The following is a 22,751-nucleotide window of genomic DNA, read 5'->3' as shown; positions in this document are numbered from 1 at the left end:
AATTTTCTTCATCGAAGAAACAACTGTCGTCCGACTGGATTTTTCCTGGCATTTCCATTATGATGAAAAAAAGATCACTTCCGGATAGGATGCCTGGACAAAAGCAACTGTTGTCCGCTAAACCACTGGAGAAATGAGGATACTGCCATAAAACTGTTAATTGTAGATGATGAAAATCTGACAAGAACGGGTCTGATGTCCTCCATCGAGCACCTCTCGCTGGATGGCATTGACGAAATATTTACGGCGGAGGATGGGATGGATGGTCTCCGTAAGGCCAGAAGTCACCGGCCCGAGATTATTCTGAGCGATGTCCGAATGCCGCACCTTAACGGCATTGATATGCTTAACCGAATACGGGAGACTTTACCCGACACTGTTTTTATTTTTATGAGCGGCTATTCTGATAAAGAATATCTGAAGGCTGCGATCCGTCTGCGTGCCGTTAATTACATAGAAAAGCCTCTGGATATGGAGGAAATGAAAAAAACACTGCAGGAAGCAATCCGACAGGCCGAGCAGATTATCCGGAACCGATACGCAGAAACCGTACAGGAAGATCTTTCCGCTTCCCGGCTCGCACTCTGCCTCACGCTGCCCACTCACGCATCCGGCCGGGCAGTCGACGATCTCAGCGAAAAATATTGTTCCAGATACGGCTCCGTAAACCTTTTCCGCTCTGCGGCTACTGTTTTGCTCCATACAGATGAGCGGGAAGAGCTGCACCCGGATTTTCTGGACAGCCTGAAAGCCGGTTTTTACCCGGTCATGCGCCAGATGCGCATGCACACAATTGCGGCAGAAAAAAGAACAGGGCTCTTTGTTTTTCATTTTTTCAGAAAAGCAGAGTTCACAGAATCTACGATAAAACTGCTGATGGAATCTATGATACCATTTCTCCAGCCTGTTCGTTCCTGGTATCTCTGCTGTGGTGACATCGTATCCGGCATCAAGAATCTTTATGACTCTTACAGCACTGCCGTAATCCTTCTTCAGCACAGCTTTTTTTACACTCCTTGCAGTATTCTTGTCTCCCCGGATGTTAAAGGAAAGAGAAACAATATCTCTCCTTCTGACTTCTCTTTGCAGATACAGGATGCTGTCCGGAATGCAGATGAAGCATCTCTCGCAAAGCTTTCCGCTTCCCTGAATGAACTTTGTGCCGAAAACGGAGAGCTTCTTCCGCGCGCCATCCAGTCCCTTTATTTTCAGCTTATTACTTTCATTCTGGATGAATCCCGGCGTCGGCAGCTGCAGGGCTCTGAACGAAACAGGGCTGCAGAGGAAGTGTATGAAGAAATCAGCTCATGCTTTTCTTATCAGGAACTGCATGAGTGCCTGAACCGCTATATCAGACAATTTCTGGAAGAAGTCAATTCCCATGTACCGGAAAATTCTTCCGTATTTCTGATCAAAAGCTATATCCGGCAGCATTATGCGGATCCAATGCTTTCCACCAAGGAAATAAGCGAATACGCATCCCTCTCTGCCTCCTACGCATGCACCGTTTTCAAAAACGAGACCGGACAGACCTTGAACCAATACCTGACGGAATTCAGAATGGAAAAGGCAAAAGCTCTCCTGGACGACCCGCGCAACAGTATATCAGAAATCTCTTCACGCGTAGGCTATAATGACAGTAATTATTTCGGCAAGGCCTTTCGGAAATTCACCGGGAAATCGCCTTCCGAATATCGGGAGGATCTGCTGAAATGAAATTTTTCCGACGCATCAAAAAAAGCTATGGCAACCTGAAACTTCGAAATAAAATGACATTCATCGTTATTCTGGCCGTTGCCATACCTTTTATTATTCTTTTTTCTCTGTTCGCCCGTTCCCTTCTGGAGATGATCACTTCCAACACAATCCGGCGGCAGCAGGAAGCTGCCGCCCAGGTATCACCGTCTATTAACCAAGTCATCAGCGATATTATAGACGTCTCCGAAAAAATACAGGATCTGCCCTATTATCAGGATACCTTTTCCAATATCATAAACCTCGACCCTTCCATAACACTCTCCTCTGACGATGCTTCTGATTTTCAGGAGAAAGTATCGCAGTGCCTAAAGGGAACCTATGTCACGGATGTCCGTTTTTATATAGACCTTCCATCGTCCAGCTATTGTTTCTCGGATCAGGTCGGCGAACTCTTTAAACCGGTAAGCAGCATCCAAAGCTCTTACTGGTATGGGATTTTCTACAGCAGCCATCCATCGAGTCTGTTCTGCCCGCCCTTTTATCTCTCTGACAGCGAAAAGAGCAGCCTGAATAACCTGGCTTATATTATCCCGATCTCCATCAGTAAGCCCAGCGGTGATTATGTCCGCGGCTATATGGCCTGCTATTTCTCATCGGATACCCTGAAAAAATATCTGACACCTGCCCTCCAGGATACCGAGGGTATTGCCTACATTACAAATGAAAGGGATTCTATCGTTGTCTCCACAGATCCCGGCCTTGCCGGTCTTTATTACACAAACTACAACACAATCCAGAAAAGCATGGAGTCTTCCAACGGATTTCTCGAAAAGACTGTGCTGAACAAGAAAGTCTACATTGGCTATTACGCTATCAGTAATACCAATACCCAATGGGTTCTTGTTACCGTGCTTCCGTCACGCCCGCTGGAGCAAAGAGCCAACCGGACCATATGGACTTTTCTGTTAGTCTCCATACTCTCTATCACAATCGGCGTAATGATTTCCCTGTCTCTCTCCCGTTCGCTGTCCCGAAGAATTACGGCAGTGGCAGATCAGATGAACCAGGTGAAAACAAGTCCTCCTGTGCCAATGCCTTCTCCGGAAGAAACCGACGAAATAGGGAACCTTGTGGACTCTTATAATTATATGGCCGGTAAAATCAACAGCCTGATGGAAGATGAAAAAAAAGCCTCCGAAGAACTTCGGAGAGCAGAATTCAGGGCGCTGCAGGCTCAAATCAATCCTCATTTTCTGTATAATACCATGGATATGATCAACTGGATGGCGCAGCAGGGCCGTACCAAAGAAATTAACCAGGCAACCAGAGACCTCTCCCGTTTTTACCGGCTGACACTCAGCCAGAAGGATCCTCTCTGCAGTATTGCGGATGAGATTGAGCATGTGACTATTTACATCCGCCTGCAGAACATGCGCTTTGACAACGGAATATCCTTTGTTGTCGATGTCCCTGATGCCATGCTGGAATACCGGATTCCCCGCCTGACGCTGCAGCCTATCATCGAAAACGCAATTCTTCACGGCATTCTGGAAAAACCTTCCCGCAGAGGAACAATTGTCATCACCGGCTGGCTGGAGGAATCGTCGATTATACTGCTGGTTTCCGATGACGGAGTCGGTATCCCTGCAGATAAGCTGGGAAAAATCCTGACAAGCCAGATGGGCACCGGAAGCGGAAGTCACATTGCAGTTTTTAATACACACCGGCGGTTACAGATTCTCTTCGGAGAAAACTATGGCCTCTCCTACTCCAGCCGTCTGGGACAAGGAACAGACGTGGAAATACGAATTCCCGCCATGAGACAAAAATCGGAATAATCCGCTCCGGATTCAGTCTTTCCTACTTTTATTTTTCAGCAGGCAGGTGAAGCAGATGCCCCCGTCCTTCCAGGATGCGTTTATACTTCCGTGATACTGCTCCACCAGGCTTTCCGCGATGGAGAGCCCGATGCCGTATCCGCTTTTTTCGGAATCCGAGTGATGCGACTGATCCTCCCTGTAGAATCGCTCGAAAAATCTGCTGTAGTCAACATTCTTCCCGTCCGCGTACGGATTGGACACCTGGAGCTGGATTCCTTTTCGGACGGCAGATACCCTGACCTTTATTTCTCCCTTGTCGTCGCAGTATTTAATCGCGTTATCCACAAGCAGGGAGGTCAGCTGGCGGATCTGGCTGGGCGCGGCTTCCATATGCAGATTCTCCGGTGTCTCGCAGGTAAGCGTCTTTCCTTCCTGAAGCGCCACCGGCCGGAAGGTGTCCGCCGTTTCCTTTACCACCGCGGATACATCCGTATCTGCAAATTCCTCCCTGTCCTCCTGCTCCTGCGCCCTGGTAATCGTCACCAGGTTCTGGATCAGGCCGGTAAGCCGTTCCACCTGACGGAGCGTTGACTGCGTCCACTCGCTCTCTCCGTCGAGAATTTCCTGCATCTCGGTATTGGCCTTGATCACGGCAATCGGGGTTTTCAGTTCATGGCTGGCGTTGGTGATAAATCTTTTCTGCAGCTCCGCGTTTTCAACCTCCGGGCGGATCGCCCGGTTGGCAAAGACCGTGACAAAAACAGCGGAAATAATCATCCCAAAGCCGATAAGGATCAGGGCGGAGTACAGCAGCCGGTTCATTGCCTCTACCTGAAGCGTACTGTCCAGATATACAACAATACAGTTTCCGTCGTCCCTTCGCTCCACCTGATAGTAATAGGTCCCGCTTCTTCCGAAAGACAGCCTTTTTTCCAGCGCAATCTGTCCGTAGGTTTCCGCCTCTTCCCGTGTGACGGAATCCACCAGATTATTTTTTACCGCCGTGACATTCCCTTCCGGATCATACAATACCGCGAAATATCTGGTTTCGTATTTATCCCTGACTCCTTCCATCGTCTGCGTCCCGAAAATTTCATAGAGGAAACGGATTACGCTGTAGTCATCGTTATCCAGCGAATGTCCCCCCTGATCCTGCGCCGTTTCGGAACTGCTGGAGCTGTCAACATTCTCCGTCTTGGACCCTTCCAGCTCACCGTTATTTTCCACAATAAAATTCAGAATCCGGTGGATACTCTGTCTGGTGATCGTAAGATTGGCAATATAAATCAGGGTTCCCATCAGGAACATGACCAGTGTCAGCGTGATCAGCGCAGACTGAATGAATTTATTCCGAAGTTTCCGAATTCCCTGTTCATTCATCCCGGTGCCCTCCCTGTCTCCTTTTCCACGGCCTTGTCAATCCGACGGTCCCATATTGTTTTTTCGTCAATCCGCTTTCAGCGTCAGACGGTAGCTTCCGCCCCGCTCTCCCAGGATTTTCACACTGGAAGCAATGGATGCCAGCTTTCCCCGGAGATAGGAAATGTAAAGCCATACGGTATCCGGTGTGGCATCCGGCGCGTTATTCCAGACCTTTTCCAGCAGATAGGCGGTATCCAGATCCCGGTCCGGATGCAGAATCAGCGTCTGCAGCAGCTCGTATTCCTTCACCGAGAGGCGGACGGAATTTTCACTTGTCAGTTCAAATTTATCCGCATCCAGGGTAAGATCGCCGAATTTCAGTTCTCCGGCTCCATATTCCGCCTTTCTCCTTGTCATGGCCCTTACCCTTGCAAGAAATTCCTTCATGGCAAACGGCTTTGTCAGATAATCATCCGCCCCGGCATCCAGTCCGGAAACGCGGTCATCCACCTCTGCCTTGGCAGTCAACAGAAGTACCGGCGTGACGTTATTGGCCGAACGGATTTCCCGCAGAACCTCAATCCCGCTTTTCTTCGGCATCATGATATCCAGAACAATCAGATCATATCCGTTCTGAAAGGCATGTTCCGCGGCTTCCTCGCCGTCATAAACCGGATCCACTTCATATTTCTCATGCTGCAGGGCCACGGTGATGACCCGGTTCAGGTCACGGGTATCCTCTGCCAGTAGTATTTTCATCTATCCTCATCCTTCTGTATCTGAAAAATCGCGTCACGAATCGTCTGCATGGAAACATCGGTCGATGCCAGTTCGTCTGCGCAGCGTTTCAGCTCCTGCACAATCAGGTTTGTATCCTGATTCAATGTTTTTTTATATTTCAGGTGATGCTCCAGTGACGCCCAGGTATCCTGGGAAATGGTGCGAAGCTGAATCTCCGCGTAAACATGGTTGTCCACCAGCAGAATCATGTGATAGCTCCGGTATCCGTTCGGCTTCGCGTGGCGGATGTAATCTTTTTCCTCCACCACCCGGCAGTCCGGCAGGGACGCCAGATAATCTCTTACAAGATAAACATCGCTGATAAACGAGGTTACTACCCGTATCCCGACAGCATCATGAATTTCCGTCAGGGCGGACTCTGTTGTTTCCGGAAGCCCCCGCCTGCGGCACTTCTCCCTCATGCTCTCCTCAGACTTTATTCTGGCCAGGCAGTGTTCCACCGGATCCATCCCATATTTCTGTTTTACATTTTTCCGAAGAGTATCAATCTCCGCAAGAAGACGTTTTTTGACCGCCTCCAGTTCCGGAAGATGATCCCCGTAAATACTTTCTGTTCCCATCAGATAAAACTTTACTCCTGATTTGTTACCAACCTGTGATAATGACAGCGCTAAAAATCATTGCACACTAAGCGCCTGCCCGCCGGCGGGTTCATGACTTTATGGTTTGCCCATGCCATTTGTTATTTCTTTCAGAGGTAAGGCAGGGCGGCCTCTGCCGCCTTTGCCGCGTTTTCCGTGTAGATATCCGCTCCCATTTTATCTGCAATCTCCTGCGTGACAGGCGCTCCCCCGACCATAATAATAAAATCCAGGCCACTGCGTTTCCGCTCCTTCCGCAGATTGTGAACCGTGCGTTCCATCTCGCGGAAGGATGTTGTCAGAAGACAGGAAATGCATACCACCCTTACCTCCGGGTGTTCCCGCACATTTTGTACAAAGCGCTCGGAAGATACGTCCACTCCCAGATCCAGGATGCGTGCCCCCACGCCTTCAAACATAACCGCCACAACGTTTTTCCCTATGTCATGCAGATCCCCTCCGCAGGTTCCGATGATAACCAGTCCCCTGGACGGGAACATCTCTTCCTCCAGATTTGCCTGCAGAAGATTCAGCGAATTCTTCATAGCCTTGGCGCAGGACAGAGTGTGGGCCAGATCCGGTTCATCCTTTCTGAACTCTCTGTTGATCTCGTGCATGGCAGGCAGCAAACCTTCATTCAGGATCTGCTCCTTCGGATATCCGTCCTTTATGGCCTGCTCTGTTTCCTGGACAGCCAGCCGTGGTTTTCCGCCAATCACTGCGTTTCGCAGATTATCTAACACTTTCTCCTCCAAAATTTCCCTGCACGTCGGCGGGGTACTGCTTTCCGTATCATGTTCTGCCTTTTGCAATGGGAACATTATAGCAATTCATACCGTTTTCGGCAACCGGGGCATCCGCATCCCGCTTTATGCCTCGCTTTTCTTCCGGCATTTTCCGAAATCGCGGCGCCGCCGGACAGACCGAAAATTGTTTGTCCCAGCGTTCCGCCGAAAAGCACTTCCCGGTAAAAAAAAGAAAAGGACGCCGCCCAAACGACACCCCTTTCCGTAAAATCTTTTCCTGTACCCTGCAGCCGTCTCTGTCCGTGCTTCAAGGTATCAATGTTCCACAGCCCTGGAAAATTCAAGCTTATCCACAAAGACATCCTGGAACTCACTCTCCGTCGCCAGCTCAATAAATTCCGCTTCCTCCGCCATTCTGCAGGCATAACGGTATTCTCCCTGGTTGATGCAGGCCAGCTTGGCGCCCTCGCCGGCAGCATTGCCGATCGGAATGATCCTGTCCCGGAGTTCATAGGGAATTAGCCCGATCTCACAGGCATTCCCGGCGTCCATATAATTTCCGAAGGCGCCGGCAAGAAATACCTGCTGAATGTCTTCGGGACGGATGCCCAGTTTTTCTGTCATAATCTGGATGCCTGCGGCGATCGCGCCCTTTGCCAGCTGGACTTCCCGGATATCCTTCTGGCTGATATAAACAGGAGCCCCATTTCCGGTTTTCTCCGCGGGAAAAAGCACAAATGCCGGCTTCCCGTCAATTTCCTGCAGTCTCCAGCTTTCCGCTTTCGCCAGGGGATCTTCCAGCTCGTCCGCGTCACAGAAGCCGCCATAGCTGTCTACAAATCCATAACGGATCAGGAAGGCAAGAATGTCAATCAGGCCGGATCCGCAGATTCCGATAGGTTTGGCGTGGTCCACTACCTCCAGGACAATCTTTCCATCCTCTGTTTTCAGATGGCTGACCGCCCCGCGGGAACCTCTCATTCCGCACTCGATTTTCGCGCCCTCAAAAGCAGGGCCTGCGGCTGTAGAAGTTGTAACCATCTTCTTTTTATTTCCCATGACAAGCTCGCCGTTGGTTCCGATATCCAGCATGAGCGTCATCTTATCCAGCTGGTCAAAAGCTACACAGAGCATGCATCCGACCGTATCGGCGCCCACAAAACCGGCGATATTCGGCAGAATCAGCACTCTTCCCGCCGGATTCATCTTCAGTCCTGCCTTTTCCGGCGTAATGATCATTCCCTCTTTCACTGCAGGTACGTAGGGAGCATGGACAAGAGAATCCGGAGAAATTCCCAGAAACAGATGATGCATGCAGGTATTTCCCACAATGGAAATCTGAATAATATCCTCACGCAGAATTCCCGCGTCTGCGCAAGCCTTTCCAATCAGCTGGTTCAGCGCATCCACGATGACCTTCCGCATCTGCCCTCCGCCGTTTTCCAGGACATAATTGGCCCTTGAGATCACATCCGCTCCGAACTGATGCTGGGGATTCATCATACTGGCAACCCCTGCCTCATGCCCGTCCTTTCCGTCAAGCAGATAGCCGACCACCGTCGTCGTCCCGATATCGAAAGCCATCAGATAGTACGGCCTGCCGGAATCCCGGTCCGTCAGCGCGATTCCTGGATCTACCGGAACCGAGCGGGTTTTGCCTTCCGCCAGAATCCTCTGAACCTTCTCCTGAAGCATGGTGTCCACCTTCATGTCAGAATCCACCGGTGTCTGGCAGGCAAGCACGACGCCGGTCTTCTTCCCCTCCAGGATTTCCACCCTGCACTTTCCGCATTTTCCGTTTCCGCCGCAGGGAGCGTCCGGCTCCAGTCCCGCCATCTGTTCCGCAGCAAGAATCGTCGTTCCCTCCGGTACCTCTGTTTTTTTCTTCTGAGGCAGAAAAGTTACTGTAAATGTTTTGCTCATTCTCTTGTCCACCATTCACAAATAAAAAGGCGGGAGCGGCTGCACGGAAATCCCGGTACAGCAGTCCCGCTATTATTTTTCGTTATCCGTTTCCCTCCATACGAAGGAGAAAACGATTTATTCTGCGCCTACCAGCTTCTTGGCCAGAACTGCTGCGGATGCCGCATCCTCGGAATATCCGTCTGCACCGATCTCATCAGCAAACTCCTGGGTGATTGGAGCGCCGCCGACCATAACCTTGATGTTCTTGCGGAACGGAGCGCCGTTCAGGGCAGCTACCGTGTCACGCAGAGAAGGCATGGTGGTTGTCAGCAGGGCAGACAGAGCGACAATCTTAACATCCGGGTTCTCATTTACAGCCTCGATGATCTTGTCGATCGGAACATCAACGCCAAGGTCAATCACTGTGAATCCTGCGGACTCGATCATCATAGCTACCAGGTTCTTGCCGATATCATGCAGATCGCCTGCGACGGTCGCGATGATAACTTTTCCGAGAGCTCCTGTTGCGCCGCTTGCAAGATGCGGTTTCAGAACCTCTACACCCATCTTCATAGCCTTTGCGGCTACCAGCATTTCCGGAACGAAGATCTCGTTGTTTTTGAATTTCTCGCCGACAACGCCCATTGCGTCGATCATGCCCTTCTGAAGAATTTCATTGGGGTCACATCCTGCGTCCAGAGCTTCCTGAACCGCTGCGCCAACCTTTTTCGCGCGTCCTTTTTCTACCAGTTCAGCAACTTCATCAATCTTAGACATTTTTTTACCCTCCGTAATAAAAATTTGTTTTTATACATACAATCTTCTTTCCGCGGAAGATTATATTATCGAAATCCTGTCAGGCTTTTGCCGGCTGTTTTCCGTACAGCCCGTCTCTGTAGCCCTCGATATACTCCATGCAGTAGTCATCATTGCCGAGCAGAGCCTCTGTCGCGTAAACAACGCCAAGCAGGTCGCGGTTGGTCGGATCGAAAATAGCGCTGTCCAGTCCGGCCTTCATAGCCAGAACCGTAAATCCGATGTTCACCAGCTTACGTGCCGGCAGATTAAAGGAGATATTGCTGACTGCCCCGGTGATATGGATATCCGGATACTCCTCACGAATGGTGTGCATAACCTCCTCTACCATGGCAATTCCGTCCTCGGAGGTGCAGAGCATCTCGATCAGCGGATCAATGTGGATACGGCTCGGCTTGATGCCAAATTCCTTCGCCTTGTCCATGATGTGATGGAACACACGGAGCCGGTCATCTGCCGTCTTGGGAATTCCGGTATCATCACTGCAGAGCGCAATCACCTGCCAGTCAGTATCTGCGATCGCCGGAAAAATAATATCAATCTTATCGCCCTCTCCGGATACGGAATTGATGATACCCGGTTTCTTGCAGTACGGGAAAACTTCCTTTAATACTCTGGGGCTCGGACTGTCTACCGCAATCGGAATATCTGTCACATCCTGGATGCAGTCAATCATCCACTTCAGAGTCTCGACCTCTTCGGACTCCGGAACAGATGCGCAGCAGTCGATATAATCCGCATGGGCAGCCGCCTGGATTTTTGCGCGCTCCTTGATGAAATCAGAATCCCTCTTGGCTATTGCCTCCGCCACTGCGGGGATAGAACCGTTGATCTTCTCGCCGATTACAATCATTTGTTTTACCTCCAAATAAACATAGAAAGATTTCGTTTTTGCTGTAACCCTTCCACGTATCCTCTACACAAAGATAAGTATAACAAAAACTCCTCCTATCTATAATCCGCATATTTGTTGACTTTTATTCATCCAATTCATACAATATGTATTAAGTCATTTGTGAACTTGTCCGGATTTTTTTGTGATGTTTTAATTACCCTGTTGGAAGTCCGACCCCGCGCATACCTGTATGCAGGCGGCGGAGGGACTTATTGACACACGTGATTCTGTTTTTTCAAAACCAGATCCGGATATTTCGAAGGAAATGAAAGGATTTTTCATGCTGCTGAGTGCTCAGATCGTCGTAAAAAACCTGGCTGATTTTTTTCCGGACACGGAGCCGGAGTCTCTTCCTGCCACCCTGACACTGGGAAGGCCTTTATTTCTCGGTTCCCAGGACACGTGGCCCGCGGGACACGTCTGCCTCTGCGAATCTCTTCCGGAAACCCTTCCCCGGCAGGCGCTTCCCGAAAACACCCTTGTTTTTTTCCACAGAGAGACAAACTTTTTGCGCGTGCTTCACTCCGCCAACCTGATCCGCATTCCGGATTCCGCCTCGGTAACAGGTCTGTTCAATAAAATCCAGGAAATTTTCGACCGCTATGACCGCTGGGATGAGCAGCTGAAGGATCTTCTCCGGAAGGGAAACAACCTCACCTCCATGCTGGACTGCAGCTTCCCGGTTTTCGGGAATCCGGTTCTTGTCCAGGCATCCGATTTTTCTCTTCTGGCGCACTCCTCTGTCATAGATGAGAACGCAGCCCTTCATCATCTGATTGATCCGGCCGTCGGTTTTGACACCGCCAGCGCGGAAAAACTGGATCCTGAATACCGGGAGCTTCAAAATAAAAAAGAGCCTTTTCTGATGCCTTCCTATTACACCGGCAGCCGCCAGCTCTGCGTCAATCTCTTTGAGCACGGCGTTTTCTCCTGCCGCGTCATGCTTTCCGAGGAGCTGACGCCGCTCTCCAGCGAGCAGGCCGCCCTTCTGGCGCATCTGTCCGAATACCTGCAGGCCGTTCTGCAGCGAAACGAGGAGGCGCGCTCCGGGTCCGGGCACTCTCTTGGCAAAATTCTGGAAGACATCATTATGGAAAGGCTGACGGACTACACGGCGATCGACAACCAGCTCTCCGAGTACGGGTGGTTTTCCAGCCATTACTACTGCTGCCTCTCTCTCACCCGCTCCGTGGATAACGAAGAAGGGTTATCCGGAAATTATCTCTGCCGCTACCTGGAAGAGATGGTCAAGGGCTCCTGTGCCTTCCCCTACGGGGATGACATTCTGGTTTTTGTCAACCTTTCCCGCCATGACCGGACAATGGACCAGCTTCTGACGGCACTGACTCCCTTCCTGCGAGACAGTCTTCTGAAAACAGGAGCAAGCAGCAGCATACAGGGAACGATCGACCTGCGCTACAGCTACCTCCAGGCAAGAACCGCACAGGAAATCGGAAATAAGTATGAGAATTACCGGTGGGTTCATCGTTTCGAGGACGTATCCCTGACCTACCTGTGCGACTGCTGCATCCGTGATATGCCGAGCCACATGGTTGTCTCGCAGAAGCTTCTGACCCTGCGCCGGTATGACGAAAAACATCATTCCGACTACTGCGAGACCCTGCGCACCTACCTGGAGAGCGAAAAAAACGCGGTGCAGAGCGCCAGAAAGCTGTTCATACACCGCAGCACCTTCCTATACCGTCTGGAGCGGATTCAGGAGATTGTTCCCATTGATTTTAATAACGAGGATGAGCTTTTTTACCTGCTTCTGTCCTTCCGCATCCTGGATCTGAAAGACAAGGAAATGACACAGGTGACCTATATCTGAGAAGTTCTACCTTTTTCCTCATTATTCCCTGCAGATCTGCAGTATTTTCTCAAAGGAAAGCGGACCGCCGAACAGATCCAGCGCACTTCCGACCGTGACATTCAGCCGGTTTTTTCCGGCTGCCTTTATCCGGCGGACGTCTTCATAGCTTCCGACGCCGCCCGCATAGGTAACCGGCACCGTGTCCAGCCGTCCCAGGAGCGAGACCAGATCCTGTTCCACCCCGTTTTTCTTTCCCTCTACATCCGCGGCATGGATCAGAAACTCGTCACAGAAGCCCTGCAGCCTTGCTATGGTTTCCGCTGTGATTGCAACATCCGTAAATTTCTGCCAGCGGTCGGTAACGATATAGTAGCCGCCGTCTTTTTTTCTGCAGCTGAGGTCCAGCACCAGATGCTCCCGGCCAGCCTCGGAAACAAGCCTTTCCAGATTTTCCCAGCTGACCCTGCCGTCCCGGAAAACGTAGGACGTCACAATGACATGGCTGGCTCCCGCCTCCAGAAAATCCGCGGCATTCTCCGCCGTAATTCCCCCTCCGACCTGCAGTCCGCCCGGCCAGGCGGACAGCGCAAGCTCCGCCTGTTTCCGGGTCTGCGCGTAGTACGCGGAATCTGCAGGATTCAGAAGGATGATATGGCCGCCCCTCAGTCCCTTTTCCCGGTAAAAAGAGGCATACCACCCCGCGTCCTTCTCCGAAACAAAATTTTCTTCCGCGGCATTTCCTTCGTCCCGCAGGCTTCCGCCGACAATCTGTTTTACCCTGCCGTTATGAATATCAATACATGGCCTGAATTCCAATTCTTCCTCCTTGCCTGCCCCTGAGGGATGCTGTATACTAGGTGAAACGACCGTCGGCGGGCGCCGCGCCATCTGCCGCGCCCCGTTCTTTTCCGGAACAAGAAGGCGGTCTGTTATCAAACGGAATCTTAAGAAAGGAGAACGTGCAAGATGAAATACGAATGTGGACCCTGCGGCTACGTTTACGATCCCGCGGAAGGCGATCCGGACAATGGAATCGCTCCCGGAACTGCTTTCGAGGATCTTCCTGAAGACTGGGTATGCCCCGTCTGCGGCGCATCCAAAGAAGAATTCTCTCCGGTGGAATAAAACATTTCCGGCGGTTTTCTTCGATTTGGAAAAACGGTCTGGAAGAACGCCGCCCGGCTGCGGTCGCGCAGTCTTTGTACACAAGGAACCTCTTGCACCCTGAGGGGGTACGGAGGTTCCTTTTTCGTCTCAAAATCAGCCGTTTTTTGTCTGTCCTCAGCCCCGGACAGGGGCAGTTCTTAAACTGCCCTGACCGTCACGGAACGCTCACGCAGGTCAGATATTTCTTTCCTGTATCCTCAAATGCCTTTGTCGTATCGTCTGTGGCAATCGCCTTTACCTTATTGTCCGCCGAGGCGTCATAAATCCAGAAATTCTCCGTATCATATCCGACAATCAGCCATACGGCGCCGCTTCCCTGCGCCACTACCGGATACCCCTTATTCAGATAATACTTCAGCACATCCTCCTCGGAACCGGTCAGGTTAATGACTTCGTACCCGTCGCCGACAGCTTCCTGGAACTTCTGGACATCCAGAGGCGCAGAGAGAAGTCCGGAAGAAATTCTGTCCACATCCAGCATCGCCGTGGTGTTCCAGTTTCCTCTCTCGTAAACATATTGCTGCGCGGAATTCAGGACGAATCCGTTTCCGCTGTCCGCCAGCGCAACGGCACTTGCGGAGCTGGCTGTCACGGACACCAGCTGCCCGTCTGTATAGACATAATAGAGTTTTTCCTCCGCCGGCGGCCACTCCAGAACTGTCTCCGATCCGTTCTCCGCCGTCAGGAGCTCCGCGTATCCGCTCTCCAGATTTTCTGTCTGATCAGCCTGCGGGAACACAAGGGTAACCTGCTCCCCTACGCGGGCATTTGTCACGGTGGATACTGAAACTGTATTCTCACTGGCGCTGTTGTTCATAATATGATCCGTGCCGGCCTCGGTGTAACCGTCGTCCCCGAGAGTGCTCAGGGTCATATTCAGAGAGCCGTTCTCCCAGGAGACGTCCGTCACATATTGTCCGTCCCTGGAGAAATCCTTTTTCACCTCGCCGTCCATATTTTCGATGCAGATTTCATACATGCCTGCCTCTACATTTCCCAGCGCGTCGGTCAGGATATTCTCGTCCTTTTCCTTCCCGTACGCTAGGTCATTTCCGGCGAAGCCGAGGGCGCGCAGCTTTTCTCCCTCCGCGGCCTGCAGCTGTCGGCTTTTTCCGGTTGTCAGATCCATCCAGGTAATCGTGTCCGTCTGTAGAGGATCGCTTCCGTCCATCCAGGCAACAATCCCCTCTGACTGCGCGGCCATAAAGCACTCCGGCTCTATCCCGGACTGTACGATACTGTAGGAGCCGTCCTCCAGGCTGACCCTGCAGATTTCACTGTTCAAAAACAGATACAGCTGGTTGCTGCTGTCGATATAACACAGCCTGGAGATATTCCTGCTCAAGGTAGTAAAGCTCTGCGCAAGGGGAAGGAATACTTCCTCGCTCACCGTCCCCGTCTCCGCCTGATACCTGCAGACCAGCAGACCCATGCTGCCCTCGTGGGAACCGGCCGCCATGTAGCCGTAGACAAGGAAAATAATATCCCCGTTCTCGGAAACCTGCTCGATTTTGATCTCGTGATTTTTGTTCTCCTGTCGGTTGTCCGGCGTCGCTGACCGGGAGGCGGCAGCCACTCCGATGTTGCTGCGGAAACTGAACACCCGGACGGCCTTCCCCGCGCTCTGGTTATAGGACCAGAGTTCCCCGTTCGCCACAAAGGCAGTGATATCCCCCGCCTGGTTAGACTTATACTGCAGGGTTCTGTCCTGAACCCCCAGATTCAGCGTTGTGGCGGTAAAACCGGCAAGTGCCGGATTGAAAACCTGCTCGGCAGAGCGCCGGAAATCCAGCAGACTCATATCGTCCTGGGAGTAGCGGAGGCGATAGTATTCCTGAACCGTATAATACTCCATCTGACTGTCGGAGCTGCCGTAATCCGCCGCATAGGTCACATTGCTGTCCGTCCCCGAAGTAGAATCGGAACGGACGGATTCTCCGCCCTCATCCGCGGATGACGACGCGTCCGCCGCTGTGTCAGAGAAGCTTTCCGACTGACCGGAAACATCCTTGTTAGGATCCATACAGATGATGTATTTCAGGCTGATGCTGACCGTCGTCGAATTGACTGCCACAATGGTGGGAACAGCCTGCTGCACCAGCTGCGGTTCCGTGTCCTCCCAGGAAACCTGAGACAGACTGGAATGAAGATTTACATCAAAAAAACTGCTGTTGGAGGCCGTATCATCCGACTCCAGATAATCAACCAGATCCACAGATGACTGCTTATTCAGCGCGCTCTTGTAAAAATTCTCCGTGAAGTTCAGGTAATTGCCAAGATCAATCCCTCCGGCCTGGAGAATGCGGGTGTAATAATAGACATTCTTGCCGTTTCCGAGATCCGCGGTAAACCGAAGCGAATACTCCTGGTCAAGCCTGATGGTATTCTGCAGGGTAAAGGTTCCCTGCAGCATTCCGTCCTGCGCCTGAGTGCGGAGCTGGCCGTTTTCCACCAGACTTCCGTCCGAAAGAGAGGTAACCTGGTAGCTCAATCCCTGAATCTGCCGGTCAAAATTCTGCAGTTCCACGGTAAGCGTGCGGTCGGTCGGGAGCGGAGTAAGACTCTCCCTTTCTTCGTTCTCTCCCAGTTCCAGTGTATAGCCGGTCATCTCATTGACCGCTTTCCCGTCAATCAGCATATATGCCAGCGGAAGCGTCGCCTCCTGGCTGTCCGTTTTCTGCACCGTTGTTTTCCGGTTCACTCTATGCGAAAAGCCTGCCACACAGACCAGAAAAACGGCCAGCAGCAGGAATATTTTCCCGATTATTTTTTTCATGTCAATATACTCTCCCGTTGATCCGCCGGGCACAACACCCGATGTCCGCGGGCTGCCGGCCCTTTCCCTGCAGGCCGCGGCCCGAAAGCATCCTCTCCGGCACTGTTCTATTCTAATCAGTATCGGGAGAATCGGCAAGAGAAAAAAGCGGGACTGCAACCATCTCTCTGATCACAGTCCCGCCTATATACCTGGTTCAATATTCAATTTACAGTTATTCCTTTTCTTTCCGTCTTAATATATTAAGATCTTCCAGTTCCATCCCTGCTCGTAAGTTTTTTCATTCTTACTTAGAAAGTTCTGTGATCTCTGTCCCTGTCTCCGGGACTTTGGAAACAAAACCCCTGCCGCATTGCCCTTATTCGGTCTCTGTCCAGCGTTCCCTCATCGGATATCCATAAACTCTTCCTTACCGGATGGTTCATGCGCGAAACATTTGCCGGATTCTCCTGAGCCATTCCTGTCCGGATGACAATGCCCCTTCCCTTCCGCGGAAAGCGGTCATCCTCCCTTCCGTACCGGATGCCCATTCGCTGTTCCTTCCTGTGATCGCCCACGCCTTTTCCGTTCTCGGTCACTCATGAGCTTATTTCCTACCCGGATACCCTGCTGTACAGTCCCTTTCCGGGATGCCGGAACCAGCTGTTTCTTTACACAGCCGATTGTGTTTTCTTTCCATTTTTTCGGTATTACTCAATATGAGTTGCCAGCTACACATTACCTTTCACATATATGGCTCCGTTTCCAAAGAATACGGATACGCATCTTACTCATACAAATCAGCTAAAAGGTCTTTCTCGCGGGGATTTGCTATGCAATACCGCTCTCATATTGAGGATCTGTTGCCGGTGGAGTGTTTCCCAATGGTCTGTACCTCCTTTTCCTTTATTTATGATTTGTCATCACCCTGAAGTTCTGTCTCAGGATAACAACCACATCTGCTGGAGATGTGACACCATTGATTTGATGTGACTATAAAATAGCAGATACCAAAGATTTTGTCAATACTCATTTCCGATTTATCTTTATTTTTTTGTATTTATTTAGTTTATATCAGATGTCGTCTTTTTATTATTCCAATATTACATATTATTCTGAATATTTTTCTTTCTTCAGATCCCCCCCTCCGGGCTCCTGCCGCGCCCGCATCCCCGGGAGCCGGCTAAGGTCAGGCTTACGGCTCTTCTCCGGACAGAAAAACCGGGAATGCCCTCTCCCTGTCAGTGGGAGCGGCATCCCCGGTAAAAAATTCACTCTGTTTTACTTCTGATTTCTGTAGTAATTGATCAGGCATCCGTCCAGGATGATCTGCCTCTCGTCGTCGGTCAGCGCGCCAATCCGCAGATCAAAGGGTTTCAGCTCTGTCCCGACGCAGTACGCCTGAATCACATCCGCCTTCTCTTCCAGCGCCTTGCGGATATCGGGAAGAAGCAGGTAATCGCCGTTCGCGAAGGGAAGATCTCCCTGTGCAGCCAGCAGGGGAAGCATGCCCCAGTTGATCAGGTTGGAGCGGTATCTCTTGGTGGCGTACTCATTCGCGATGTTTGCCCAGCCTCCCAGTACCTTCTGGCAGGACGCCGCCTGCTCTCTGGCCGAACCGTCTCCGGGTTTCACGGCAAAAATGGTGGAACCCACGCCATACCCTTCTTTCATTTTTCCGGGCAGCGCCCCGTCAATGGTTTCCAGGACAGGCCTCAGCTCCGGAAGAGCCTCCAGCGGATCATCCCCTGCCTCCAGTGCCTTCTGTGCTTTCTGCACTTCCTTCGCGCGTCCGACATACAGCGGATCCTTTCTGGATAGCGCAAACTCCGCCAGCCCCAGCGGGTTGGAACGATAGGAGGATGTCTCTCCGGAGGGAATCAGCTCGTCGGTTGTTGTTACCGGATCGTGGATCTCGGAAACCACCTTGAGGATCAGATTCCGCGGCAGGGCGGACATGGACGGCCAGTCCTTGATATTCGGTCCGAAGCGGACCGGGACGGAAGGATCCGCTTTTCCGTGGCTGTCAAATACGCGGTGCGCGTAAATATTGCTGTCAAAGTGATACAGCGGTTTGCGGTATTCCCCGGCAAATTCCGTGGCCGGAGTCAGGTATCCCTTGTTTGCAGCCGTCGCCGCGATGGACCGCGCGTCCATAAGCGCCACCGAGGCAATCTGTCCGTTCTGCACCTTGGAGCCCTCCCGGTTCGGGAAGTTTCTGGTGGAATGACGGATGGAGAGATCTCCGTTTGCCGGTGTGTCTCCCGCGCCGAAGCAGGGTCCGCAGAATGCCGTCTTGACAACCGCCCCGGTCTCCATCAGGTCCGCAAGGACACCGTTTCTTGCCAGCTCCGTATAGATCGGCGCGCTGGCCGGATAAACGCTGAGCGTGAAATCATCGCAGCCGATATACTGCCCGCGGAGAATGTCTGCCGCGTCACAGATGTTTTCAAATCCGCCGCCCGCGCAGCCTGCGATAATACCCTGGTCCACCAGCAGCTTTCCGTTATGGATCTTGTTCTTCAGATGGAAATCCACCTTCCCGTCCAGAGATACCTGCGCGCGTTTTTCCACATCATCCAGAATATCTTCCAGGTTGGCGTTGCATTCCTCTATGGTGTAAACGTTGCTGGGGTGGAAGGGCATGGCGATCATCGGACGGATCTTGTCCAGCTCTACGGTAATCATGCCGTCGTAATAGGCAATCTCTCCCGGATTCAGCTCCCGGTATTCCTCCGGGCGTCCGTGTTCCTCGTAATAGTCACGGATAATGCTGTCAGTTCTCCAGATGGAGGAGAGGCAGGTAGTCTCTGTGGTCATGACATCCACGCCGATCCGGTAATCCGCCGAGAGGGAGGAAACGCCCGGTCCGACAAATTCCATCACCTTATTCTTTACATATCCTTTCTCAAACACCGCGCCGATGATGGCAAGGGCGATATCCTGAGGACCCACACCCGGCACCGGTTTTCCTGTCAGATAGACGCCCACCACGCCGGGCATGGGAATATCATAAGTCCTGTTCAGAAGCTGTTTCACCAGCTCCGGACCGCCTTCTCCCATTGCCATGGTTCCCAGGGCGCCGTAGCGTGTGTGGGAATCGGATCCGAGGATCATTTTTCCGCCCCCGCTCATCATCTCTCTGGCGTACTGGTGAATGACCGCCTGATGGGGAGGCACATAGGCCCCGCCGTAGCGCTTGGCGCAGGAAAGGCCGAACATGTGGTCATCCTCGTTAATCGTTCCGCCGACCGCGCAGAGGGAATTATGGCAGTTTGTCAGCACATAGGGTATGGGGAATTTTTCCAGGCCGGATGCCCTGGCGGTCTGGATGATGCCGACAAACGTGATATCATGAGAAATCATCTTGTCGAATTTTATCTTCAGCTGTTCCATATTTCCGGAAGTATTATGTGCTTCCAGGATACGATACGCTATGGTATTCCGGGCCGCTTCCTTCTGATCCGGTGTTTTTCCGGTAAGGGACTGTATTCTGGCAGCCGCCTCCGGCCCGTCCGGCACAACATCACTGCCTCTGACCAGGTATGCCCCGCCGTTCTGTAATTCAATCATGCTTTTTTAACCTCCTGTAACGCCGCTTGACTTACCCGCCGCTTCTGCCTTACTCTCTAAACAGAAATTCCTGCACGGGCACTGCAGTTAACACTCACATTATAAAAGTCTGTCCTTCTTTTCGCAAGACAGCAGAAAGAGGCCATTGATGCGCATCTGGGGAAAAATGATGAAAAACAATCACATGCTGAGAGATTACACGGTAACGGACAGCAGTGATGATACACGCACCCATAAAATATTTCACGCTCTGGAAGAAATCTGCAGCGCATGGGATCTCAGCGTCCCCGTCTGGCTGGACCTGAACATCCGGGAATTCCGGACCCATAAAAAAACCCGCTTCACCCAGGACTGCTTTGTCGGGGAAACCATTTCCTTTGATTTCCTGGAACTGCAGATCCTGGAAGAAGACGGGTGATCCGTTTACAGCTTCTTTACCATTCCACGGACAAGGCGCAGGCAGTGCCGGACACAATCCCCGGTGAAGGTATTGTCGTCCGCCACGGCGCTTCCGTCTGCCTTGTCGGAGATGACGCGCAGGATGACAAACGGTATTCCGTTCCGCCACGCCGTCTGCGCAATGGCTGCGCCCTCCATTTCCGCACAGCAGCCCTGGAATTCTGACACCAGCTTCTCCTTCACTTCCGGATCCGAAATAAACTGGTCGCCGCTGACAATTCTTCCCCGGAAGGAATGAATATCCGGATTTACTTTTTCATTCACTTCCTCCGCCAGACGGATTAGCTTCTCCGAGGCGGGGAAGATATAGGTTTCCATGCCCGGCACCTGCCCCGGCTGATAGCCCCAGACCGTCGCGTCCATATCGTGCTGAACCGCGTCCACGGAGATCACAATATCTCCGATATCAATGCTGTTCTGAAGGCTTCCCGCAATTCCGGTATTCAGCAGATAGTCCACATGAAAATCATCCGCAAGGATCTGCGTGCAGACAGCGGCATTCACCTTTCCCACCCCGCTCTGCACAACCACCGCCGGATGTCCCTCCAGGACGCCTCGGTAAAATTCCATACCGGCTTTCTTCCGGATTGTTACCTCTGACATTTCCGCTTTCAGATCCGCCACTTCTTCTTCCATGGCTCCGATAATTCCGATTACACTCATCGCTTCTCCTTTTTCTTTTCAGCGGTCCCATTTCTCACACATCGCGTTGATCTGATCCGCAAACCGGGCCAGATCCTTGTTGGCTCCGCCTTCATTGTGCCGGATGACCGTCATCAGTCTCTGTCCCGCCGCAACCAGGCGGTCAAATACCGTGTTTGCCTTCCGTCCGGCTGTCCCGGCAGCTCCCGCTTTCTTTTCCAGCCGCACCGGACCGGCTTCCACCGTCATGACTCCGGCGGCAAGGTCAAACTCCGTCCCGCTGTAAGGAGCGCAGGCATCATAGCCAAGCTCGTCCCGCAGACGTCCGGCAAACAGCTCTGTCACCTGGTCTTCCCCGTGGCAGACAAATACCTTCTCCGGTTTTTCGGTAAAGGAAGAGGCCCACTTCATCAGCCCTTTGTTATCCGCGTGCCCGCTGACGCCGGGAAGCACCCGGATCTCCGCCTTCACGGCAATCTCCTCTCCGAACAGCTTCACCTTATCGGCACCCTCGACCAGCGCCCTGCCCGGCGTTCCGACTGCCTGGTAGCCGACAAACAGGATTGTGCACTCCCTCCGCCACAGGTTATGCTTCAGGTGATGTTTGACCCTGCCTGCGTCACACATGCCGCTGGCAGAGATGATCACCTTCGGGGTCTCATCCTCGTTAATCGCCCTGGATTCCTCCGTCGTGACGGACGTCCGGAGCCCCGGAAACTGCAGCGGGTTGATTCCCTGGCGGACCAGGTCAGAGGCTTCCTCATCATAGCAGTCCATTTTATGGCCGTCAAAAACCGTTGTCGCCTCGATCGCCAGGGGACTGTCCACATACACCGGGAAATTCCCGTGCCCGCTGACCAGCTTCTGCTCCTTGATCTGGCGGATAAAGTAAAGCATCTCCTGTGTCCGCCCGACGGCAAAGGAAGGGATAACAACGTTTCCGCCCCGGTCAAAGGTTCTCTGAAGCACCTCTGCCAGAGCCTGTACATAGTCCGGCGGAACCTCGTGGCTGCGGTCTCCGTAGGTGGATTCCATGACCACATAATCCGCCTTTTTCAGATAAGAGGGATCCCGGATCAGCGGCTGGTTCAGATTGCCGATATCCCCGGAAAATACGAGTTTTTTCTGAACCGACCCCTCCTGAAGCCACAGCTCTATGCTTGCCGAACCCAGCAGATGGCCGGCATCCGCAAACCTTGCCGTAATGCCCTCCGCCAGTGAAAAAATCGTATCGTAATGCTCCGGAACCAGCTGGCGGATCAGGCCGATGGCGTCCTCCATGGTATAGGCCGGGATAAATTCCTCTTTTCCTGCCCTTCTGCCCTTTCTGTTGCGCCACTCGGCCTCAAACTCCTGGATATGCGCGCTGTCACGGAGCATAATGTCGCAGAGGTCCGCCGTGGCGTCAGTGGCGTAAACCGGACCCCGGAATCCCTGCGCGTACAGTCTGGGAAGATTCCCCGAATGATCAATATGCGCGTGGGTCAGAAGAACAAAATCCAGCTCTGACGCAGGTACCGGAATCGGTTTATTCTCAAAAGCATTCTCTCCCTGCTCCATGCCGCAGTCCACAAGAAATTTCTTTCCGGCTGCTTCCAGATAGTAACAGCTTCCGGTCACCTCGTGATCGGCCCCGATAAACATCAGCTTCATAGCAAGCCCCCTGTCCGTACCTGTCTGTTATCTGCCTGTTGCCCTGCTGCCCGGCATCCCCTGCC

General features: G+C 52.2%; 18 protein-coding genes. 5 read left to right on the top strand and 13 right to left on the bottom strand.

Translation table 11 applies throughout. The annotated features are described in order from the left end of the window. The first annotated feature begins 84 nt into the window (after positions 1-84). Together FYJ60_RS05075 and FYJ60_RS05070 are read left to right on the top strand one after the other, a co-directional pair. A complete protein-coding gene (locus FYJ60_RS05075) occupies positions 85-1,716 on the top strand; it encodes a response regulator transcription factor (protein ID WP_330579115.1) in 1,632 nt (543 codons plus the stop codon). After that, a complete protein-coding gene (locus tag FYJ60_RS05070; protein ID WP_154457533.1) occupies positions 1,713-3,536 on the top strand; it encodes a sensor histidine kinase in 1,824 nt (607 codons plus the stop codon). Before FYJ60_RS05075 ends, FYJ60_RS05070 begins: the two co-directional genes overlap by 4 nt. Before the next feature lie 12 nt (positions 3,537-3,548). On the opposite strand, the gene FYJ60_RS05065 is transcribed toward FYJ60_RS05070, so the two are convergent. The 7 genes from FYJ60_RS05065 to FYJ60_RS05035 form a co-directional block, all read right to left on the bottom strand. Further along, positions 3,549-4,898, bottom strand: coding sequence for a sensor histidine kinase (locus FYJ60_RS05065; RefSeq protein ID WP_154457531.1), 1,350 nt, complete (start codon positions 4,896-4,898; stop codon positions 3,549-3,551). Positions 4,899-4,964: 66 nt separating this feature from the next. Further along, the gene (locus tag FYJ60_RS05060) at positions 4,965-5,639 is read right to left on the bottom strand and encodes a response regulator transcription factor (RefSeq protein WP_154457529.1); all 675 of its coding nucleotides are present in this window, start codon (positions 5,637-5,639) and stop codon (positions 4,965-4,967) included. Continuing rightward, positions 5,636-6,241, bottom strand: coding sequence for a GTP pyrophosphokinase (locus FYJ60_RS05055; protein WP_154457527.1), 606 nt, complete (start codon positions 6,239-6,241; stop codon positions 5,636-5,638). The genes FYJ60_RS05060 and FYJ60_RS05055 overlap by 4 nt, the downstream gene beginning before the upstream one ends. A gap of 131 nt (positions 6,242-6,372) precedes the next feature. Next, a complete protein-coding gene (locus FYJ60_RS05050; protein WP_205838966.1) occupies positions 6,373-7,005 on the bottom strand; it encodes a cobalamin B12-binding domain-containing protein in 633 nt (210 codons plus the stop codon). Positions 7,006-7,323: 318 nt separating this feature from the next. Continuing rightward, a complete protein-coding gene (locus tag FYJ60_RS05045; RefSeq protein ID WP_154457523.1) occupies positions 7,324-8,931 on the bottom strand; it encodes an ASKHA domain-containing protein in 1,608 nt (535 codons plus the stop codon). A gap of 117 nt (positions 8,932-9,048) precedes the next feature. Then, complete coding sequence (locus FYJ60_RS05040; protein WP_154457521.1) at positions 9,049-9,690, bottom strand: cobalamin B12-binding domain-containing protein; 642 nt, start codon at positions 9,688-9,690, stop codon at positions 9,049-9,051. Between the two features lie 79 nt (positions 9,691-9,769). Then, complete coding sequence (locus tag FYJ60_RS05035) at positions 9,770-10,582, bottom strand: methyltetrahydrofolate cobalamin methyltransferase (RefSeq protein ID WP_154457519.1); 813 nt, start codon at positions 10,580-10,582, stop codon at positions 9,770-9,772. 322 nt (positions 10,583-10,904) lie between these two features. On the opposite strand from FYJ60_RS05035, the gene FYJ60_RS05030 reads away from it, so the two are divergent. Beyond that, positions 10,905-12,455: a PucR family transcriptional regulator gene (locus tag FYJ60_RS05030; protein WP_205838965.1), complete on the top strand. Its 1,551-nt coding sequence runs from the start codon at positions 10,905-10,907 to the stop codon at positions 12,453-12,455. Positions 12,456-12,476: 21 nt separating this feature from the next. Here the strand turns inward: FYJ60_RS05030 and hisA are convergent, their stop codons facing one another. Continuing rightward, complete coding sequence (hisA, locus tag FYJ60_RS05025) at positions 12,477-13,253, bottom strand: phosphoribosylformimino-5-aminoimidazole carboxamide ribotide isomerase (RefSeq protein ID WP_154457515.1); 777 nt, start codon at positions 13,251-13,253, stop codon at positions 12,477-12,479. A gap of 150 nt (positions 13,254-13,403) precedes the next feature. Here hisA and rd point away from each other — a divergent pair, with 150 nt between their 5' ends. Then, positions 13,404-13,562 carry a rubredoxin gene (gene rd / locus FYJ60_RS05020; RefSeq protein ID WP_154457513.1) on the top strand — a complete coding sequence of 53 codons (159 nt, stop codon included), beginning with the start codon at positions 13,404-13,406 and terminating at the stop codon, positions 13,560-13,562. A 196-nt stretch (positions 13,563-13,758) separates the two neighbouring features. Here the strand turns inward: rd and FYJ60_RS05015 are convergent, their stop codons facing one another. The 3 genes from FYJ60_RS05015 to FYJ60_RS05005 all read right to left on the bottom strand — a co-directional run bounded on the left by FYJ60_RS05015 (position 13,759) and on the right by FYJ60_RS05005 (position 19,932). Continuing rightward, positions 13,759-16,380, bottom strand: a complete 2,622-nt coding sequence (locus FYJ60_RS05015) for a cysteine peptidase family C39 domain-containing protein (RefSeq protein ID WP_154457511.1) — start codon at positions 16,378-16,380, stop codon at positions 13,759-13,761. Between the two features lie 290 nt (positions 16,381-16,670). After that, a complete protein-coding gene (locus tag FYJ60_RS05010) occupies positions 16,671-16,958 on the bottom strand; it encodes a hypothetical protein (RefSeq protein WP_154457509.1) in 288 nt (95 codons plus the stop codon). Between the two features lie 682 nt (positions 16,959-17,640). After that, on the bottom strand, positions 17,641-19,932 hold the full coding sequence (locus tag FYJ60_RS05005; protein ID WP_154457507.1) for a hydratase: 2,292 nt from the start codon (positions 19,930-19,932) through the stop codon (positions 17,641-17,643). Between the two features lie 148 nt (positions 19,933-20,080). On the opposite strand from FYJ60_RS05005, the gene FYJ60_RS05000 reads away from it, so the two are divergent. Next, positions 20,081-20,350, top strand: a complete 270-nt coding sequence (locus FYJ60_RS05000; protein WP_154457506.1) for a hypothetical protein — start codon at positions 20,081-20,083, stop codon at positions 20,348-20,350. Between the two features lie 5 nt (positions 20,351-20,355). Here FYJ60_RS05000 and FYJ60_RS04995 read toward each other — a convergent pair whose 3' ends face one another. Together FYJ60_RS04995 and FYJ60_RS04990 are read right to left on the bottom strand one after the other, a co-directional pair. Beyond that, entirely contained in the window at positions 20,356-21,054 is a 699-nt protein-coding gene (locus tag FYJ60_RS04995) for a 5'-methylthioadenosine/adenosylhomocysteine nucleosidase (RefSeq protein WP_154457504.1), read from the bottom strand. Positions 21,055-21,072: 18 nt separating this feature from the next. Then, entirely contained in the window at positions 21,073-22,686 is a 1,614-nt protein-coding gene (locus FYJ60_RS04990) for an MBL fold metallo-hydrolase RNA specificity domain-containing protein (protein ID WP_154457502.1), read from the bottom strand. Between the last annotated feature and the right edge of the window lie 65 nt (positions 22,687-22,751).

The organism is Bilifractor porci (assembly GCF_009696005.1).
Taxonomy (GTDB): Bacteria; Bacillota; Clostridia; order Lachnospirales; family Lachnospiraceae; genus Bilifractor; species Bilifractor porci.
The sequence above is the reverse complement of the archived record's forward strand: the minus strand, read 5'-3'. Positions and strand labels throughout refer to the sequence as shown.

What these genes read in the sequence shown, in the direction of transcription:
- FYJ60_RS05070 (WP_154457533.1), top strand. Translation starts at nt 1,713, where the DNA reads ATGAAATTTTTCCGACGCATCAAAAAAAGCTATGGCAACCTGAAACTT.
- FYJ60_RS05065 (WP_154457531.1), bottom strand. Translation starts at nt 4,898, where the DNA reads ATGAATGAACAGGGAATTCGGAAACTTCGGAATAAATTCATTCAGTCT.
- FYJ60_RS05060 (WP_154457529.1), bottom strand. Translation starts at nt 5,639, where the DNA reads ATGAAAATACTACTGGCAGAGGATACCCGTGACCTGAACCGGGTCATC.
- FYJ60_RS05055 (WP_154457527.1), bottom strand. Translation starts at nt 6,241, where the DNA reads ATGGGAACAGAAAGTATTTACGGGGATCATCTTCCGGAACTGGAGGCG.
- FYJ60_RS05045 (WP_154457523.1), bottom strand. Translation starts at nt 8,931, where the DNA reads ATGAGCAAAACATTTACAGTAACTTTTCTGCCTCAGAAGAAAAAAACA.
- FYJ60_RS05040 (WP_154457521.1), bottom strand. Translation starts at nt 9,690, where the DNA reads ATGTCTAAGATTGATGAAGTTGCTGAACTGGTAGAAAAAGGACGCGCG.
- FYJ60_RS05035 (WP_154457519.1), bottom strand. Translation starts at nt 10,582, where the DNA reads ATGATTGTAATCGGCGAGAAGATCAACGGTTCTATCCCCGCAGTGGCG.
- FYJ60_RS05030 (WP_205838965.1), top strand. Translation starts at nt 10,905, where the DNA reads ATGCTGCTGAGTGCTCAGATCGTCGTAAAAAACCTGGCTGATTTTTTT.
- rd (WP_154457513.1), top strand. Translation starts at nt 13,404, where the DNA reads ATGAAATACGAATGTGGACCCTGCGGCTACGTTTACGATCCCGCGGAA.
- FYJ60_RS05015 (WP_154457511.1), bottom strand. Translation starts at nt 16,380, where the DNA reads ATGAAAAAAATAATCGGGAAAATATTCCTGCTGCTGGCCGTTTTTCTG.
- FYJ60_RS05005 (WP_154457507.1), bottom strand. Translation starts at nt 19,932, where the DNA reads ATGATTGAATTACAGAACGGCGGGGCATACCTGGTCAGAGGCAGTGAT.
- FYJ60_RS05000 (WP_154457506.1), top strand. Translation starts at nt 20,081, where the DNA reads ATGCGCATCTGGGGAAAAATGATGAAAAACAATCACATGCTGAGAGAT.
- FYJ60_RS04995 (WP_154457504.1), bottom strand. Translation starts at nt 21,054, where the DNA reads ATGAGTGTAATCGGAATTATCGGAGCCATGGAAGAAGAAGTGGCGGAT.
- FYJ60_RS04990 (WP_154457502.1), bottom strand. Translation starts at nt 22,686, where the DNA reads ATGAAGCTGATGTTTATCGGGGCCGATCACGAGGTGACCGGAAGCTGT.